This window comes from Olleya sediminilitoris (genome assembly GCF_016785945.1).
GTDB classification, from domain to species: domain Bacteria; phylum Bacteroidota; class Bacteroidia; order Flavobacteriales; family Flavobacteriaceae; genus Olleya; species Olleya sediminilitoris.
Genome location: NZ_JAEMEF010000007.1, coordinates 19,921 through 38,487, shown reverse-complemented (window position 1 = coordinate 38,487; position 18,567 = coordinate 19,921). Strand labels below are relative to the sequence as shown.

18 protein-coding genes are annotated in these 18,567 nt (G+C 31.1%); 7 read left to right on the top strand and 11 right to left on the bottom strand.

Annotated elements, in window-relative coordinates; all coding sequences use genetic code 11:
* Positions 1-35: 35 nt before the first annotated feature.
* The 3 genes from JAO71_RS09300 to JAO71_RS09290 form a co-directional block, all read right to left on the bottom strand.
* Positions 36-2,309: a TonB-dependent receptor plug domain-containing protein gene (locus JAO71_RS09300; RefSeq protein WP_317193477.1), complete on the bottom strand. Its 2,274-nt coding sequence runs from the start codon at positions 2,307-2,309 to the stop codon at positions 36-38.
* Complete coding sequence (locus JAO71_RS09295) at positions 2,302-3,201, bottom strand: FecR family protein (RefSeq protein WP_203000434.1); 900 nt, start codon at positions 3,199-3,201, stop codon at positions 2,302-2,304. The genes JAO71_RS09300 and JAO71_RS09295 overlap by 8 nt, the downstream gene beginning before the upstream one ends.
* 67 nt (positions 3,202-3,268) lie before the next feature.
* Positions 3,269-3,784 (bottom strand): RNA polymerase sigma factor, encoded by a 516-nt coding sequence (locus JAO71_RS09290; protein ID WP_054851668.1) that lies wholly within the window; start codon positions 3,782-3,784, stop codon positions 3,269-3,271.
* Between the two features lie 142 nt (positions 3,785-3,926).
* On the opposite strand from JAO71_RS09290, the gene JAO71_RS09285 reads away from it, so the two are divergent.
* From JAO71_RS09285 to JAO71_RS09270, 4 genes are all read left to right on the top strand, one after another.
* Entirely contained in the window at positions 3,927-5,618 is a 1,692-nt protein-coding gene (locus tag JAO71_RS09285) for a hypothetical protein (RefSeq protein ID WP_203000432.1), read from the top strand.
* A gap of 132 nt (positions 5,619-5,750) precedes the next feature.
* Positions 5,751-7,079: a signal recognition particle protein gene (gene ffh / locus JAO71_RS09280; protein WP_116823353.1), complete on the top strand. Its 1,329-nt coding sequence runs from the start codon at positions 5,751-5,753 to the stop codon at positions 7,077-7,079.
* A 47-nt stretch (positions 7,080-7,126) separates the two neighbouring features.
* On the top strand, positions 7,127-8,008 hold the full coding sequence (locus JAO71_RS09275) for a bifunctional 5,10-methylenetetrahydrofolate dehydrogenase/5,10-methenyltetrahydrofolate cyclohydrolase (RefSeq protein ID WP_028289276.1): 882 nt from the start codon (positions 7,127-7,129) through the stop codon (positions 8,006-8,008).
* 85 nt (positions 8,009-8,093) lie between these two features.
* Positions 8,094-8,927: a hypothetical protein gene (locus JAO71_RS09270; RefSeq protein ID WP_036598433.1), complete on the top strand. Its 834-nt coding sequence runs from the start codon at positions 8,094-8,096 to the stop codon at positions 8,925-8,927.
* A gap of 19 nt (positions 8,928-8,946) precedes the next feature.
* On the opposite strand, the gene JAO71_RS09265 is transcribed toward JAO71_RS09270, so the two are convergent.
* From JAO71_RS09265 to JAO71_RS09235, 7 genes are read right to left on the bottom strand one after another with little or no spacing between them, the layout of a single operon-like run.
* On the bottom strand, positions 8,947-9,369 hold the full coding sequence (locus JAO71_RS09265; protein ID WP_203000430.1) for a VOC family protein: 423 nt from the start codon (positions 9,367-9,369) through the stop codon (positions 8,947-8,949).
* Between the two features lie 2 nt (positions 9,370-9,371).
* The gene (gene rluF, locus JAO71_RS09260; RefSeq protein ID WP_203000428.1) at positions 9,372-10,262 is read right to left on the bottom strand and encodes a 23S rRNA pseudouridine(2604) synthase RluF; all 891 of its coding nucleotides are present in this window, start codon (positions 10,260-10,262) and stop codon (positions 9,372-9,374) included.
* A gap of 4 nt (positions 10,263-10,266) precedes the next feature.
* Complete coding sequence (locus JAO71_RS09255) at positions 10,267-11,106, bottom strand: alpha/beta fold hydrolase (RefSeq protein ID WP_215906982.1); 840 nt, start codon at positions 11,104-11,106, stop codon at positions 10,267-10,269.
* An 8-nt stretch (positions 11,107-11,114) separates the two neighbouring features.
* On the bottom strand, positions 11,115-11,483 hold the full coding sequence (locus JAO71_RS09250) for a cupin domain-containing protein (RefSeq protein WP_028289280.1): 369 nt from the start codon (positions 11,481-11,483) through the stop codon (positions 11,115-11,117).
* 1 nt (position 11,484) lies between these two features.
* Complete coding sequence (locus tag JAO71_RS09245; RefSeq protein ID WP_203000418.1) at positions 11,485-11,820, bottom strand: hypothetical protein; 336 nt, start codon at positions 11,818-11,820, stop codon at positions 11,485-11,487.
* Positions 11,821-11,833: 13 nt separating this feature from the next.
* Complete coding sequence (locus JAO71_RS09240) at positions 11,834-12,385, bottom strand: hypothetical protein (protein WP_203000416.1); 552 nt, start codon at positions 12,383-12,385, stop codon at positions 11,834-11,836.
* A 41-nt stretch (positions 12,386-12,426) separates the two neighbouring features.
* Positions 12,427-13,956, bottom strand: a complete 1,530-nt coding sequence (locus tag JAO71_RS09235; RefSeq protein ID WP_028606971.1) for a helicase HerA-like domain-containing protein — start codon at positions 13,954-13,956, stop codon at positions 12,427-12,429.
* 98 nt (positions 13,957-14,054) lie between these two features.
* Between JAO71_RS09235 and JAO71_RS09230 the strand changes: the two genes are divergently transcribed.
* Both JAO71_RS09230 and JAO71_RS09225 read left to right on the top strand, forming a co-directional pair.
* Positions 14,055-14,684 carry a 7-carboxy-7-deazaguanine synthase QueE gene (locus tag JAO71_RS09230; RefSeq protein WP_028289284.1) on the top strand — a complete coding sequence of 210 codons (630 nt, stop codon included), beginning with the start codon at positions 14,055-14,057 and terminating at the stop codon, positions 14,682-14,684.
* Positions 14,685-14,748: 64 nt separating this feature from the next.
* Positions 14,749-15,297 carry an NUMOD4 domain-containing protein gene (locus JAO71_RS09225; protein WP_116823349.1) on the top strand — a complete coding sequence of 183 codons (549 nt, stop codon included), beginning with the start codon at positions 14,749-14,751 and terminating at the stop codon, positions 15,295-15,297.
* Here JAO71_RS09225 and JAO71_RS09220 read toward each other — a convergent pair whose 3' ends face one another.
* Positions 15,298-16,575 carry a YCF48-related protein gene (locus JAO71_RS09220; RefSeq protein WP_203000414.1) on the bottom strand — a complete coding sequence of 426 codons (1,278 nt, stop codon included), beginning with the start codon at positions 16,573-16,575 and terminating at the stop codon, positions 15,298-15,300.
* A 192-nt stretch (positions 16,576-16,767) separates the two neighbouring features.
* Here JAO71_RS09220 and asnB point away from each other — a divergent pair, with 192 nt between their 5' ends.
* The gene (gene asnB, locus JAO71_RS09215; RefSeq protein ID WP_116823347.1) at positions 16,768-18,441 is read left to right on the top strand and encodes an asparagine synthase B; all 1,674 of its coding nucleotides are present in this window, start codon (positions 16,768-16,770) and stop codon (positions 18,439-18,441) included.
* Positions 18,442-18,567: the final 126 nt, after the last annotated feature.

Sequence of the window (18,567 nt, the reverse complement as noted above, 5' to 3'; positions counted from 1 at the left end):
AGTTATAATAGTTTGTTAATTAATTTTAAGAGAATTTAAAACCAAATTCTAAAACTCACATTTTGAGTCAGTCCTAAAGACACGTTTTCGATTTTAGAAATCTCATTATTATTTATGGTGTAGTAGGTATTTAAGATATTTTCTTTGTTTAAAATATTCCAAATTGAAGCTCCAAATTCGGCTTTATTTTGTCCTAATTTAAATTGATAAGTAGAGGATAGGTCAGCTCTTATATAATCATCCAAACGACTACTATTTGGTTTTTGATAGTTGATGGTGTTATTTAATATTGGATTTTGAGCATTTGGTTGAGTGTAAGGTTTTCCTGTATGCCAATTTACACCAAATGCAACTTTTAATTGTTGCCAATTATAGGTGCTACCAAAGTTTATTTGATGTTGTACATCAAAATTACTTGCAAATTTTTGACCTTGATTTAGGGCTTTAAATACATTGTTGTTATTACTGTAACTGTAGCTAACCCAAGTACTAAAATCTTTTATTTTTTTATTTATTAAAACATCAATTCCTTTGACATCATAGCGACCTAATGCATTGGTGTATTGGTATTGATTTTGAAATCCTTGATTACGTGTAGTAATACCATCGACTAGTTTGTAATAGCCTTCTGTACTAATCAACCATTTATTTTTATTAAAGGATAGTCCTAAACTAATTTGTTTACTTTTTTGAATTGGTATTGTGTTATTGTTGGCTAAAACCCATCGTCTTTTTTCAACACCTAAAAAGTCATTTTGGAAATCTATAATTTGTGAAGTACTTTGACTTTTATGTTCACCCGTAATTTCGGCTTTAAAATGTTTTAAAAAATGATGACTTAAATATAGTCTTGGTTCTGTAATAGAAATATTGAATTTCCTGAAATAGTTATGTCGTACTCCTAATTTTAATACTGTTTTTTTGTTTTTTGTACGAAGCTCAGTTTCCGCGAAAGCGCTAAAAGTACGAAGTACACGTCTAAGATTACGTTTAAATAAAGGAGTGTTGATTTCTTCTATATTACTTACTGCTATTTGACTAAATTGAAGCCCAGTATTAACGTTAATTAAAGGAGTGAATTTATAATTGGCATCAAGATTAAATCCATTATCAATGACCTTGTTTTCTTGTACTAAACGTTGATTATTGGTGATGTCGTAATCTGTAGATTTTAAATCGTAATTGGTGTAATAACCACTAAAATTAGTTGTAAACTGATGGTTCCAATCTCGTTTATACTGTATGGAAGATGCTCGGTTTTGTTGTGTTAATTGGTTACTTGTGTTTTGTGAAGTATCACTGTTATAGGTTTCTTCAAAATCTAATTGATTGAAGATGTTTAAAAGAGTAAATCTAATCTTGTCTTTGGGACTTAAATCATGTAATAATTTTAGTGCAATATCACTAAATCTAAAAGCGTCTTTACTGGTAGTATAAGTTTCGTTATTTGTTACGTCAGAATCTTGAAAGACACGTTTAAAATATTGATTATAAGTAGGTGTGGTTAATACATCTGTTAAAGATCTTCTGGTTGCTAATTGTAGTTGTGTGTCTTTGGCTAACGGAATGACAGCAAAGCCATCTGCTGTAATCATATTTACACCAATTCCTGCATTTAAATCTTGATTTGTGTTGTCTAACAATTGCATGTCTACAACACCCGAAACTCCGTCGCCAAATCGTGCAGTAGTACCATTTTTAATAACCTCAACGTGTTTTGTTAAATAAGGGTTAAATGCAGATATTAGTCCAAAGAAATGACCAGATTGATACATTTTTATTCCATCGTAAAGTATTAGATTTTGGTCGTGTGTACCACCTCTTACATTAATGTTTGAAACGGTTTCATCTACACTTAAAACACCAGGAATAGCTTGAATGGTTTGTAAAATATCAGGTTCTATCAGACCTGGTAATAGTCCAAAGGATTTAGGACTAATAGTTATGTTACCAGATTTGTTTTTATGGATACCTTTTGTAAGTATATTGGAGACAACAACCTCGTCTAGTTTTTGAAAACTAAAATTATTTTTTGTTGTGGAAACGGTAATAAAATGATCATCTAAGAGATTGAATTTTAAACCTGTTTGATTTTCTATGTTATTTAAAATACTAGATAATTCGTCTTTACTATCATAGGTAACCATAACACCTTTTATGGTTTGATCTGCATAAGAAAAACTAACCTTAAATTGATACTCTAAGGTTGATAATACATCTAAAAGAGGCTGCTTTTTTTGGCCATAAACAGAGTAGCTAAAAACCAGTAATATAAATATTTGTACAGTAGCTTTTAACGATTTACTCACGCGTTAAAATAATAGTGTTGTTAACTTTTTTGTATTGTAACTGCAATGGTTGTGTTATGGATTGTAATGCAATTGTAATATCATCATGCGTAAATTTACCAGAAAACAATACGTTTTGGTCAAAGTTTTTAGCATCAATTTTAACGTTGTATTGTCTTTCAAATTCTGCTAATACTTGGTTTAACGGAACACTAATAAAGCTACTAACATTGTTGATCCAATCAGGATTATGTTTTGTAACAGGATGACTATTTATGGTTTTATTATTGATAATTAAAAACGATTGACCTGCATTTAATATTGTTTTTTTATCATTTGATTGTACGCTTACAATACCTTCAAAACAAGTAACTTCAAAATAATTTAAACGTTGTTTTACATTAAATTGTGTACCAATAACAGTAACTGTACCTGAAGGTGTTATGACATCAAAAGTGCTACCTTTTTCGACTTTAAAAAAGGCTTCTCCTTTTAGTGAAACTTCACGTGTTTTAGAGGTCCATTGGTTTGTATTGTAAGTTATACTTGATTGTGCATTTAAATTTACAGAAGAATTATCAGGTAATTCAATGATACTTTTTTCAGCTAATTGTGTTACAATAACAGTATCTAAAGTAGTTGTGTAATAATAAGCACCAAAACAAATTGCTAAAATTGCAGCAATTTTTAAAACAGGTGTCCACCAATTTTTGTTAGCTTTAGGTGTCTTGTTTAGTTTAGATAAAACAGCATTATAATTTGCTTCGGTATCAAAATTAGGAGCTTTAAAACCTTGACTATAATTAGATAATTTAATAATAGCTTCATAATCCTCAAGAGCTTTAAATGCTTCAAGCTCTTGTGGTGTCAGGTTATTATCTAACCATTTTAAGATTAATTGTTCTTTATCCATAACTTCAATTCAACAATAAAACAAGTTAGTAGCGAAAAATCCTACCCTAAAGAAATAAATTTTTTATTTATAATTCATCAATTTCCTGACGTAATTTTTTCAAGGCACCATAAATACGCTTTTCTACTGCTTTTGTGCTAATATCTAGTAAGGTAGCAATTTCTTTAAATCTTTTACCTTCAACTCGATTTAATAAAAATGCCACACGTTGTGCTTCGGTTAAATTTGCAATAGCTTGTTCTAGTTTTTGTCTGTATTGTTTTTCTTCTAATAAAAATTCAGGAGACAAATTTGTGTGGTGTGTGGTTATTGTTTTTTGATGTTTTAGTACAACCTTTTGATGCGCTACTTCGTTTAACATTAAATTATTTGCAATTGTAAACACATAACTTTTAGCTTTATTAGGTGGTACTTTTTTACAGTTTTCCCATAATTTAACAAAAGCTTCTTGTGCTTTATCTTCAGGATTTAAATGCGTTCCAAATTTATAAAACAAAAAGTCATGTAAGTTTTTAGCATGCGTTTTAAAAAACGATTCAAATAAAGATTTATCACAAATATTTTGATGTAACTGTTTAGGCATTAAATAACTTTAGATAATTAATTTACAATAATAGAACTATTTTTTTTTAATTAGGGTAGGATTATTTGTACATGAGTTGTTTTATATTCAGCAAGTTATAAGTATTGCTATGAAAAGAAGAAATAACCAAAAAAAAATCAAAATGAAGACCTTTAATTTTAAACCGTTCAAATTTTATTTTTACTTACCAATATTGTTTTTAACCTTAGTGTTGTCCTGTCAAGACGAAGTTTCTGATATTGTAAACCCTGAGCAAGAGGATGTTATTGAAGCTAATTCTGACACAGCCAACCTCATGTCTATGGTTGCTTTAAATGATGGATCGATAGACAATATCATAGATTATGCTAACTGTGTAGAGGTGGTCTTACCTGTAACAATTACAACAAATGGTGTTACAATAACAATTCAGAGTATAGAAGAATACGCAGAACTAGAAACAATGTTTCAAACCTTTACAATGGGTCAAGAGGCTATTCAGTTTAGCTATCCTATAACGTTAACACTTAATGATTATTCAACAATAACTATTAATACTGAATCAGAATTATTAGCACTTATTAATACTTGTAATGATGAAAATGAAGTTGATGATGATATTGAATGTATAGACATCCAGTATCCAATAGCATTTTCTATTTACGATACAGATTTCCAAGTTAGCGAAACAGTAACCGTAGATAATGACGAGGCTTTATACCTGTTTTTAGAAAGCTTAAACGCATCAGTAATAACTAGTTTAAATTTTCCTGTAACTTTAATTTTAGCAGATGGCAACACTATAGAAGTTAATAGTAATCAAGAGTTAGAAATTGCTATAGCTGAAGCTGAAGATGATTGTGATGAAGACGATGACTTTAATTTTTATGATACTGATTGTACAGATCAAGCAATAGAATTAGCCTTAAAAGAATGTATATGGAATTTACCAGTGTATAATACAACAGATCCATTAAATAGTTATTACATTCAATTTAATGTAGACTATAGTTTTGTAACATATAACCTTTATGGTAACTCAGTACATGATGGTGTTTGGACGGTTAGTCAAAATGATGATAATCAATTTATATTAGATTTAGATACTAATTGGGAAGATTTATCAGGATCTTGGATCATAGACAATTGTAGTCAAACAAATCTATTTGAATTATATAATATGAATACCCAAACCTTAGTTGTTTTAGAGCAAAATTGTGATGTTAATTTCGCTTACAGTTGTTTTGAAGATATAACATTTACAGTTTGTGATGACGACGGAAGTTTGGACCTTCAAACTACAATTGTATTAGACGAGCTTTATCCAAACTGTACATCAAGTGATCTAAATATTTATTATTTTAATACAGAAGCAGATGCTAATGCTAGTGTAAATCCTTTAGCTTCTCCATACACTAATATGTCAAGTACTGAAGTGATTTATGTAAGAGTAGAGCATGTAAATAATCCAAACGAATTTCAAATATTTACTGTGAATTTAATTGTACAAAATTGTGCTTCATCTTGTACTGAAGGTGATGTTGACGGTATTTTACAAGATTGTAAATGGGTAATTTCAAATTATGAAGGTGATTCTAGTTTTAACATTTTCAATATAAATTTTGAAAATGATCAAAACATGATTATAAATTCAGATAACGAAAACTACACAGGTAACTGGTCTACTTCTCAAGATGGAGGACAAGTTGTGGTTACTTTATCAGATATTTCAGGAGGAAATGTACAGATTTTAGATGGAAACTATTATGTGGTAGAGTGTACTGCAAATCAAATAATATTACATGAAGTAACAAATAGCAATATTGAAGTTGTTTTAGATAAAGATTGCGATTAAAAATTTAGTTTTAGTTAAGTTGATTAAGGGTTGCTAATTTTAGCAGCCTTTTTTTATGTAATTATTTATAATCTAAACTTCGTAAATACGCTTCAAATTCCTATTTTTGTGCTTCTTAAAATCAGAAAATTTATGTTTAATAATTTAAGCGAAAAGTTAGATAAAGCGTTACATGTACTTAAAGGTCATGGTAGTATTACAGAAGTAAACGTTGCCGAAACCCTAAAAGAAGTACGTAGAGCACTTTTAGATGCCGATGTTAACTTTAAAATAGCCAAAAATTTTACTAATACCGTTAAAGAAAAAGCGCTTGGTCAAAACGTATTAACAACGTTACAACCAGGACAGTTAATGGTTAAGATTGTAAAAGATGAGCTAACACAATTAATGGGTGGAGATGTTGAAGGCATCAATATGTCTGGTACACCAACCATTATATTAATGTCAGGTTTACAAGGATCTGGTAAAACTACATTTTCTGGTAAGCTTGCTAATTTCTTAAAAAACAAAAAAACTAAAAAACCTTTATTAGTTGCCTGTGATGTGTATCGTCCAGCAGCTGTTGATCAATTACACGTAGTAGGAGATCAAATAAAAGTAGATGTTTACAGTGATAAAGGTAATACAGATCCAGTTGCTATAGCGCAAGCAGGTATTGCCCATGCAAAGCAAAATGGACATAATGTGGTGATTATAGATACAGCTGGACGTTTAGCTGTTGATGAAGCCATGATGACAGAAATCTCTAACATCCATAAAGCTATACAACCACAAGAGACATTATTTGTGGTAGACTCAATGACAGGTCAAGATGCTGTAAATACAGCAAAAGCCTTTAATGATGTCTTAAACTTTGATGGTGTTATCTTAACTAAGTTAGATGGAGATACACGTGGTGGAGCAGCAATATCAATTAAATCTGTAGTAAATAAACCAATTAAATTTATTGGTACAGGTGAAAAGATGGAAGCTATTGACGTCTTTTATCCTTCACGTATGGCAGATCGTATTCTTGGAATGGGAGATGTTGTATCACTTGTTGAAAGAGCTCAAGAACAATTTGATGAAGCTGAAGCTAGAAAACTTCAGAAGAAGATTGCTAAAAACCAATTTGGTTTTGACGATTTCTTAAAGCAAATCCAGCAAATCAAAAAAATGGGTAACATGAAAGACCTGATTGGGATGATTCCTGGAGCAGGTAAAATGATGAAAGATATAGATATTGATGACGATGCTTTTAAAGGTATTGAAGCCATTATCCACTCCATGACTATTAAAGAAAGAACTAACCCTTCAATTATCGATGCCAGTCGAAAAAAACGAATTGGAAAGGGATCTGGAACTTCGGTTCAAGAAGTAAACCAATTACTTAAGCAATTTAATCAGATGAGCAAGATGATGAAAATGATGCAAGGAGGAAAAGGAAAAGCAATGATGAATGCAATGAAAAACATGAGGTAACTCATGTTTTTTTATTTTATATAATTAACTAACACACAACTAAAAAAATGACAATTTTAGACGGTAAAAAAGTCAGCAACGATATTAAAAACGAAATCAAAGCCGAAGTTGATAAAATGAAAGCTAACAATGAGAAAGTTCCTCATTTAGCAGCAGTTATTGTCGGTAATGATGGAGCAAGTTTAACTTACGTAGGAAGTAAAGTTAGAGCTTGTGAACGTGTAGGTTTTGAGTCTACAATGGTAAGATTATCTAACACAACAAGTGAGGTTGAATTGTTAGATAAAATTGAAGAACTTAATAATAATAGTGATATTGACGGTTTTATTATCCAATTACCATTACCAGAACAAATAGATACCCAAAAGGTATTAATGGCTGTACATCCTGATAAAGATGTGGATGGTTTTCATCCAATGAATTTTGGTAAAATGGCACTAGACATGTCTACTTTTATACCTGCAACTCCTTTTGGTATTTTAGAGTTGTTAGATAGATACCAAGTTGATACTAAAGGTAAGCATACTGTCGTGATTGGACGTTCTCATATTGTAGGAAGACCAATGAGTATTTTAATGGGACGTAAAGGTTTTCCTGGTAACAGTACAGTGACTTTAACACACAGTCACACCAAAAATATAACGCAAATAACAAGTCAAGCAGATATTATCATTTCGGCATTAGGTGTGCCTAATTTCTTAAAAGCAGAAATGGTAAAAGATGATGCTGTAATTATAGATGTTGGTATAACACGTGTACCAGATGAGACCAAAGAAAGAGGTTACCGTATTACTGGAGATGTTGACTTTGAAAACGTTAGTAAAAAAGTAAGTCACATCACACCTGTACCTGGTGGAGTAGGACCAATGACAATAGCAATGCTGCTTAAAAATACACTATTGGCTAGAGAAAGACACAATAATAGATAATTGTTATTTATAAATAACAGATCAAATATTCTTTACAATGAAATATTTTAGCGTACTCACACTTGTTTATCTTTTAATAACAAGTGTGAGTTGTAAAGATGAAGTTTTAGAAACAAGCTCATTAAAAAGTTTTCCTAAAAAAAAAGCTGAAAAATATTATGTTTCAGCAGAATCTGGTCTAAATTATAGACAATCTCCAAAAGATAAAATATTAGGAAAATTTGATTTAAATCAAACGGTTTCTGTTATATATCGAACAGGTGTTTTTCAAGACATTGAAGATAATAACAAGATAATTAAAGGAGAATGGGTTGGCATTCAAAAAGCGAATGATACTGTATATGTGTTTGATGGATTTTTAACTAAACAAAAATTTTTTCTAGACACTAATGTTAGTAATCATATTCTTAATTACTATAATGTAAACTATGGTAAAGAAACCATTTTAGTGGATACTAAAAGTGATAGTTTACGCTCTTTAATATATTATGCAAAACCAGAAAATGACGATGAGAAATATGGTTTTTTTCAAATGGCTGTTACACTACCTAGAGTTAGAGATAAAAAGTTTTTGTACTACGGAGATTTAAATAATGATGGGTTAGAGGATATGATTATTCCTGTTAATACAGAAGGTGGTGGAGGTGGAGGTAATGTATGGTGGATAGATTTATTTGTTTTTTTACAACAAAAAGATGCTAGTTTTTCATTTTTAACCACTAAATCTAATTGGGAAATTACTGAATGTCAAGGTTTTATTCAATTAGATAAAATAGAAAATAATTTAATATATGGTAAGTCTTCTTGCTATGCAGAAGATGATGGACGATGTTGTCCATCATTAAACTATTTAACCACACTTAAATTACAAAATAAAGATTTGATTGTAGTTAATTCTACTCAAACATTTGATAATTAGTAATTAATTTTAAAGTACTTTATTTAGCAAATAACTGCGATTGATCCCTAAAGGTTTTAAACTCTAAAGCATTACCAGAAGGGTCTTTAAAAAACATGGTTTTTTGTTCTCCCACTAGACCTTCAAATCTAACATAAGGCTCAATAATAAAGTTGATGTTTTTGGTTTTTAAATCGTTTTCAAAAGTTGTAAAAACGTCCCAATCTATAACCACTCCAAAATGTGGTACAGGCACTTGTTTTCCATCTACTTCATTACCCGAAGTGTCTTCATCTGTTTTTTCTTTAAAATGAATAACTAACTGATGCCCAAAAAAGTTAAAGTCAACCCAATGGTCACTACTACGTCCTTCTTCACAGTTTAAAATATCTCTATAAAAAATACGACACTCTTGAAGGTTATGTACAGGAATTGCTAAATGAAAAGGAGATATACTACTCATAATTAATCTTTTTTACGTCTGTTTCTTATAGGTCTATCTTGATTAGATCTTGATCGACTTGTATCTTCTCTTTTAGATTGTTCAGCTTCAGGTTTATTTTTGGATTGTCTATCTTTACTAGCTTTGCTAATCCTAGAAGAGTTTTCGTTGTTAGTTTTAGTTTCGTGTACTTTAGTCGAGTCTTCTAAAAGTAAGTGTAATGTTTTTAATTCTTTTTCAGTAAACTCACGATACTCTCCAACAGGAACATCAAGCTTTATATTCATAATTCTAACACGTTTAAGTGAGGTCACTTCGTAGGTTAGATATTCGCACATACGTCTAATTTGTCTGTTTAGACCTTGGGTTAAAATAATGCTAAAGGTATGCGAGTCTATTTTTTTTACTACACATTTTTTTGTGGTTCTATCCAAATCTTCAAGATATATACCTCCAGCCATTCTTTTAATAAACGTTTGCGATATTGGTTTGTCAACCGTCACAATATACTCTTTATCATGATTGTTACTGGCACGTAATATTTTGTTTACAATGTCACCATCATCTGTCATAAAGATTAATCCATCACTTAATTTATCTAATCTTCCAATTGGAAAAATACGTTTAGGATAATTTATAAAATCTATAATGTTGTCTTTTTCTACATTAGTATCTGTAGTACAAACAATTCCAACGGGTTTGTTAAAGGCTAAGTAAACCGGTTTTTGGTTAGATTTTGTAATAATTTCTCCATCAACTGCAACCACATCATTTGGACTTACTTTAGTGCCCATTTCTGGTACAACACCATTTATTGTGACACGTCCAGCATCAATTAATTTATCGCCTTCACGACGAGAACAATAACCAGCTTCGCTGAGGTATTTATTAAGTCTTGTTAGTTTTTCTTCCAAAATATTAGGCGTTTATAAAGTTTACCACAGCTTGATTTACACTTTTATCGCGTAATCCATGACCAAAACCTTCAGTTGTTATTAATGTTGAATTTTTAAAGTTAGATGAAATTAACTTAGCTTCATCATATTTAATAATCTTATCTTGTGTATCGTGAATTATTAATCCTTGTAAATTAATTTCTTTTGAAAACTTGGCAGCCGAAAAATGTGAAGGTTTATAATTGAAACGTTCTAGTACAATTTGGTTTAAACCATTTTCTATACGTTTATTATAACCTAGCATATTAACGTAGTTTTTAAATACTTTGGTAAACTCTGAAGGAGCACCAAGTAACACCATTTTTTCTAGACTTTTATTTTGATATTTATGTTGAAAAAATATTGAAGACATACCTCCAACCGAATGTCCTACAATAACATTTGGATTATAATGATTGGCTACTACATTTATAAACTCTGAATACAAAATAGCATTAAATTGTTTTCCAGAAGATTGTCCATGTGCAGGACCATCTAAAGTTACAATATTATAATCTTGAGCTTGTAAATCTGTTATAATTTGCTTCCATCTAAAGCTATTACTTTCCCATCCATGGGCTAATAAAATAGTTTCTTTAGTACCTTTCCAGTTATAGGTTTGTATTTTTAAATCGTTATAATCTAAAGAGGATTGGGTTGCAGTGTTTAGAAATGCTTTTTGTTTTGGATTTAAACGTCCTTTTTTAGGGGTTGCAAATATATCTAAAGCTTTTACGCTTGCATATTTTGGAGCTATGTAGCTTATAGCATTTAAACTGTTACCAATTATTTTAGGAAGTACTTTAGCAATTGTTTTTTTCATTATGTTTTTTAATCTTCTCTGTTTACTAAATCCATCGAAAATGCTGGTGTGCAAATCGCAATATATTCGCAAGCCACAGTAAATGGATTAGAGTATTGAACACGTGTGTTTTTTTCTATTTTAATAGATTGTCCAGCTTCAAGTACAATTTGTTCATCATCAATTATAAATTGTTTTTTTCCGCTTATAATATAGGTGTACTCATCAAATTCTGGTGTTTGAAATGGTTCACTCCAACCAGCAGGAGCTACCATATGTGCAATACTGATGTCTTTATTACCATCGGTTGCTAAACCTACGTGTTCTTCTATTAGTTTTCCGTCTGTTGTTGGAACAACAAAAGGACTGTTTTGTATTGTGTATTTTTTATTTTTCATATTAAAATAGATAAAAATAATAACTGACTACATTGGTATAAGTAATCAAACAAGCAATAAATAAACCTAGTGTTAAAAATAGTGGTCTATAGTTGTGTAGTTTTAGTTTTCCTTTAAAATAGTACAAATCAAAAATTTCTACTAATGTTCCTAGGCTAAAAAAAATATTTGCTCCAATTCCCCAGATAATTATTCCAATACATTCAAAAAATCCAAAATGTATTGGTTGCATTATTAATATAGTAATTAACCCAACTAATCCAACAATAATATTGTAAATCAATCTTTTACTTTCCCACCATTTTACAGTGTCATTAAGTATTGATTTGGTATTCATTTTTAATTATATTTTACCAACCTAAGATAAAAGATTTTATTGCTGCAGTTTCAGGTATATTAGCTTCTTCAATAGTTTTAGTCATATTAAATCTAAATTCAGCTGGCAATTCATTTTTATCAATTAAGAAAAAAGCATCTGTTTCTTTTACAAAAATAGAGGCGCTTTTAAAAGAGTTTTGAATTTTAGTAATCGTATAGTTGGCTTTAATATCTCCAAATGTACTTTTACTGTTTATGCCTTTGTCTGTTTTAAATCTTGGGTCTTTAATTTTGATGCTAGATATTGTAGCTGTTGAGTCTAGCGCTTGTTTGGGAGTTAAGCTTAATAATAGTTTTCCTCCATTTTCATAAATATCAATAGTATTTAATGTGCCTGAAAACTCGTCACCAGCTATTGGGTTTATTAATGAGTCTTCCGCAAAAATATTTTTTAAATCTTTAACTTGAGTAGAGTCTGTTAATAATCCAATGTTTTGATTGGTAACTAAAAATTTATCAGCTTCGTTGTTACAAGATGATAATATTAAGGTTAATAAACTTAGGGATAATATTGTTTTTTTCATTGTTATTGTTGGTTATGTGATTTCCGCGAAAGCGAAAAATATTATTTCATTACTCGTTTTAAAATACCAAAAACACTTCTTATAAATGTTGCACTGGTTAAAACCTTTATTATTGGGTTTTGTGCTGTGCTACGACGACGTGTTGAGGTTGTTTTGGTTTGCTTGCTAGCCTTTTCTTTTTCGGCTTTTGCATCTTCTTGCGCTTGTAAAGCTTCGGCTTTATCAATTTTTTTGTTTAATAGCTCGTATGCGCTCTCACGATCTATGGTTTCGTTATATTTTAAAACTAATTTAGAATCGTCTAGTAAATTTTGTAATTCGTTGTTTGTTAACACGTCCATTCTACTCATTGGTGCACGCATCATTGTTGCAGCTAATGGTGTTGGTCTACCTTTTTCATCAAGTGCAGACACCAATGCTTCACCAGTACCAAGTGCGGTTAGGATTTCTGCAGTGTCATAATAATCTGTATCTGGATAATTTTGTGCAGCTAATTTAATGGCTTTTCTGTCTTTGGCTGTAAAGGCACGTAAAGCATGCTGAATTTTTAAACCTAATTGACTTAAAACACCTTCTGGTACATCTGTTGGGTTTTGTGTTACAAAATATAGTCCAACCCCTTTACTACGTATAAGTTTTACGATGCTTTCTATTTGGTTTAATAATGCTTTTGAAGCTTCGTTGAAAATTAAATGTGCTTCGTCTATAAATAGGACTAATTCTGGTTGTCCAGAGTCTCCTTGTTCTGGTAAGGTTTCGTAAATTTCAGCTAGTAAGCTTAACATAAATGTAGAAAACAACTTAGGTCTGTCTTGTATGTCTGTTAGCCTAATAATGTTTATATAACCTCGACTATCTCTTGTGGTGCGTAGTAAATCTTCGACTTCAAAACTTTTTTCTCCAAAAAATAAATCACCACCTTGTTGTTCAATTTCAATTACTTTTCTAAGAATAGCTCCTGTTGAAGCTGAAGAGATGCGACCATATTCTTCTTTAAATTCGTCTTTACCTTCATTGGTACAGTATTGTAATATTTTTTTAAAATCTTTAAGGTCTAAAAGCGGTAGTTTGTTGTCATCACAATACTTAAAAATAACAGCAACTATACCAGATTGTGTATCTGTTAGGTCTAAAATTCTAGATAATAAAACAGGTCCAAACTCGCTAATAGTTGCACGAAGCCTAACACCATCTTGTTCTGATAGCGACATAATTTCTACAGGAAAACCTTTGGCTTCAAAGTCAAGTCCTATTTTAGCGTGACGTTCGTCAATTTTTACATGACCAGGACTAGGTTGTGCTAATCCACTTAAATCACCTTTTATATCCATAAGTAAAACCGGAACCCCTTTGTCACTTAAATTCTCTGCTAAAACCTGTAATGTTTTTGTTTTACCAGTTCCTGTTGCACCTGCAATTAGACCATGTCTATTCATGGTTTTTAATGGGACATTTACAAAAGCATCTTTAACCGTTTGACCATCTAACATGGCAGATCCAAGTGTAATAAAGTCTCCTTTACAAGTATTTCCTTCTGTGATGTGTTTAAAAAACTGGTCTTGTTTACTCATTTTAAAAAATATTTGTTGTAAAAATACTAATTGTAGCTCAAAAACTTTCAACTTTAAATATTTAAAACTTTCAACATATAAGATTATCTTTGCAAGCTATGAAGCAAGAGACGCAAGATTTAGTAAACAAAGGATTGATGTTGCCTTTAATGGAAGAGTTTTATACCATTCAAGGTGAAGGATATCATAAAGGAACTGCTGCTTATTTTATAAGAATTGGTGGTTGCGATGTTGGTTGTCATTGGTGTGATGTTAAAGAAAGTTGGAATGCAGATTTACATCCTCCAACAAGTACAGATGTAATAGTAGCAAATGCAAAAAAATATAGTGACACTGTTGTGGTTACTGGTGGTGAGCCTTTAACTTGGGACATGACAGCGTTAACTGATAAGCTTAAAGCCGAAGGCTGTAAAATACATATTGAAACCTCTGGTGCTTATGAGTTAACTGGTCAATGGGATTGGATTTGCTTATCTCCTAAAAAAATGAAACTACCAACTCAAGGCGTTTATGATAAGGCTCATGAGTTAAAATGTATTATATACAATAAAGACGATTTTAAATTTGCTGAAGCCCAAGCCGAAAAAGTAAACGATAATTGTATTTTATATCTGCAACCAGAATGGAGTAAACGTGACACAATGATACCTATGATTGTTGATTATGTTATGGCTAACCCAAAATGGAAAGTATCTTTACAAACGCATAAATACCTAAATATTCCGTAAATAGTTGTATTATTGCACTATAGCTATTAATCATGGCGTAAATAATCTTTATAATTTTTACAATATGATTAGAAATTTTTACAATGAAAATTGGAAACTCATAACCTTTGACGATAAGATTTCCGAACAGATGAAATTTAAAATATCTAACTATGGTCGATTAATTAAAATTGATCATGGTGAAGAAGTTTTAATAGAAAAACAATACCTTGTAAATGGATATTGTACAATACCTGTGATTAAAAAAGACGGTAAGCGTACAGCAAGATATATTCATAAATTAGTAGCCGAGCATCATTTAGAAAAACCAGAAGATGCCAAATATGTATTGCATTTAGATTACAGTAAAACTAATAATACTGTTGAAAATCTAAAATGGGCTACTAAAAGAGAAAAAGAAATCCATCAGTTTAGTAATCCTCATTACCTAACCAGAAAGAAGGTTATACCAACATCTAAATTAACAGAAACTCAAGTAATCAGGCTTAAAAAACGACTTTTTGATCCTAAAAGGCGTACAAGGTTAAAAATTTTAGCACGACAGTTTGGTGTTTCAGAGATGCAATTACATCGTATTAAAACAGGAGAAAACTGGGGACACATTAAAGTGTAATTATTGTTTAATAAATTTTACGGTTTGTCTTCCGCTGTTATTATGAAAATCCAAATAATAAATTCCACTAGCTAAATCTTTAACATTAAAGCTGTAATTTTTATTATCATTGGAAGTTGTAATATGCTCTCTAGTTAAACGTTTTAAATATTTACCATTGGTATTATAAAGCTCAATCAGTAAATTGTCATTTGCTTTAAAATGTATAGTGAACTTTAAAAAATCATTCACTGGGTTTTTTGTCAGTTTGATTTGTAAAGGCGATTTCGCTTTAACAGCTAGATCTGTTGTGCCTAAAGTTTGGTCTGTGTACTTGTAAATAGTTGTTCCTGCTGCATAGGCTAAAGTTGATGAGACTATAAAAATACGGTTAAGATTATTACCTATATTTAAATTGGTCCAAGTTAATCCACCATCTGTAGTTTCATAAAAACCAGTAGTGTGTCCTCCAATCCAACCATGTGTCTCACTTACAAAGCCTACAGCTTGTAATTGTGTTTCTGGAGCATCTGCTGCAAACCAAGTGTTGCCAGCATCAGTAGATTTAATAAATTTACCAAGTGCAGTTGTAGTAGACTCAACAGCTCCAAAAATATAATCGGTATTACTCTCTAAAACTTGTATTTTCCATACGTAATCTCCAGGTGTGTTTGAGTTGTAAATTTCGATCCATGTATTTCCTCCATCTTCTGTTTTTAATAATGTGCCTCCATTACTATTTTGTCCAGCAACATAGCCAACGGTATCATTTAGAAAATAGATTTCAACCAATGCATCAGCATAAACAGACATATCAATATATTGCCAAGTCAAACCACTATCTGTAGATTTAATAATAAAAGCTGGGTTAAAATAAGCACCACAACCATAAATTGTATTTGTTCCAACAGTATCTAAACCACAAATAGCAGCAGGATTTGGTGCTATAGTAGTAACGCTGGTCCAGGTTACTCCACCATCTATTGTTTTGTAAAATAATCCATTTAAGGTACCTAAAAAACCAATGTTTTCATCCAAAAACTCTATGTTTCTAAAGTAATGACTACTACCTAGATCTGTTTGGTTTAGTTGTTCAGACCAAGTTAGTCCACCATCAGTAGTTTTATATACAGCTGCGTAAAATCCATTTGCAGCCCAACCTAAGTTGTCGTTTAAAAAAAACACATCATCAAATCTCTGGTTATTTGTATTGTTTATACTGTTTGGTGTTGGTTGCCATGACGTTTGTGCGTTTAATTGTATGCAAAATATTATAATAAGTAGCTTTGTTAGTTTCATTTTATCAGGCTTAGGTTGTGATGTGTAAAGTTAATAATACTTTTACTTAGTATTTTAATTTCATTTTTTTATTAAAAATTGTTTTTTAGTTAAAATATGTAATCATTAAAGTCTTTAGTGTTTTAATATTGAAACATAAAACCAATATTTGCTATATCAATTAGAATTAAAGATATTAAAATATATAAAATTATGTGTGGAATTGTATGTGCTTTCGACCTAAAACAAAAAAGTGAAGATTTAAGACCTCAGGTTTTAGAAATGTCTAAAACAATACGTCATCGTGGACCAGATTGGTCAGGTATTTATAGCGACGATAAAGCTATCTTGGCGCACGAGCGTTTAGCAATTGTAGATCCTGCTTCAGGAAAACAACCATTATTTAGTCCAGATAATAAATTAGTATTGGCTGCAAATGGAGAAATATACAACCACAGAGATTTACGCAAACAATTTGAAGGTAAGTACCAATTTCAAACAGAAAGTGATTGCGAAGTTATTTTGGCTTTATACCAAGAAAAAGGTGTTGATTTTGTAGATGAAATGAATGGTATTTTTGGTTTTGCAATTTATGATACCGAAAAAGATGAATATTTTATTGCTCGTGACCACATGGGAATTATTCCATTATACATTGGTTGGGATCAAAACGGAACCTTTTATGTAGCTTCAGAGCTTAAAGCTTTAGAAGGTATATGTACTAAAATTGAATTGTTTCCTCCAGGATATTACATGTCTAGTAAAGATGGTGAGTTTGTAAAATGGTATAACAGAGATTGGAGCGAGTATGAAGCTGTAAAAGAAAACGAAACAAGTATTGCTGAGGTAAAAGAAGCTTTAGAAGCTGCTGTGCATAGACAGTTAATGAGTGATGTGCCTTATGGTGTTTTGCTTTCAGGAGGATTAGATAGTTCTGTTACTTCTGCAATAGCAAAAAAATACGCGCAAAAACGTGTAGAGTCAGATGACCAATCAGATGCTTGGTACCCACAATTACATAGTTTTTCTGTTGGGTTAGAAGGATCTCCAGATTTAGCTGCTGCGCAAAAAGTAGCAGATCATATCGGGACAGTTCACCATGAAATTAAATTTACAATCCAAGAAGGTTTAGATGCCATTAAGGATGTAATTTATAATATCGAAACTTATGATATAACAACAATCCGATCATCAACACCAATGTATTTAATGGCTAGAGTTATTAAGTCTATGGGAATTAAAATGGTACTGTCTGGTGAAGGTGCAGATGAGATTTTTGGAGGCTATTTATACTTTCATAAAGCACCAAATGCACAAGAGTTTCATGAAGAAACAGTACGTAAGTTAGATAAATTACACATGTATGATTGTTTAAGAGCAAACAAAAGTTTAGCTGCTTGGGGAATTGAAGGACGTGTGCCATTTTTGGATAAAGAATTTATGGACGTTGCTATGCGAATCAACCCACAGGATAAAATGATAAATGGAGAACGTATGGAAAAATGGGTAATCCGTAAAGCATTTGAAGACATGTTGCCAGAAAGTGTGGCTTGGAGACAAAAAGAACAATTTAGTGATGGTGTTGGTTATAGTTGGATAGATACTTTAAAAGAAGTAGTAGAGAAAGAAGTGAGTGATGAGCAAATGGAAAATGCAAAATTCCGTTTCCCAATACAAACACCACAAAACAAAGAAGAGTTTTATTATCGTTCTATTTTTGAAGGACATTTTCCAAGTGATGCAGCAGCTTTAAGCGTGCCTCAAGAAGCAAGTGTGGCTTGTAGTACAGCAACTGCGTTAGAGTGGGATGAGGCTTTTAAAAACATGAATGAGCCAAGTGGTCGTGCCATTGCTAATGTGCATGATAAATCATATGCAACGTCTTAAATGGATGTATTCGAATTAAATAAAATTAGATTTTTAACTTCAAAACCTCGCTTCTGCGAGGTTTTTTGCAATTGTTTTATTATAATAATATAACCAGGAATTAAATTTAATATGTTTTATTTTTCT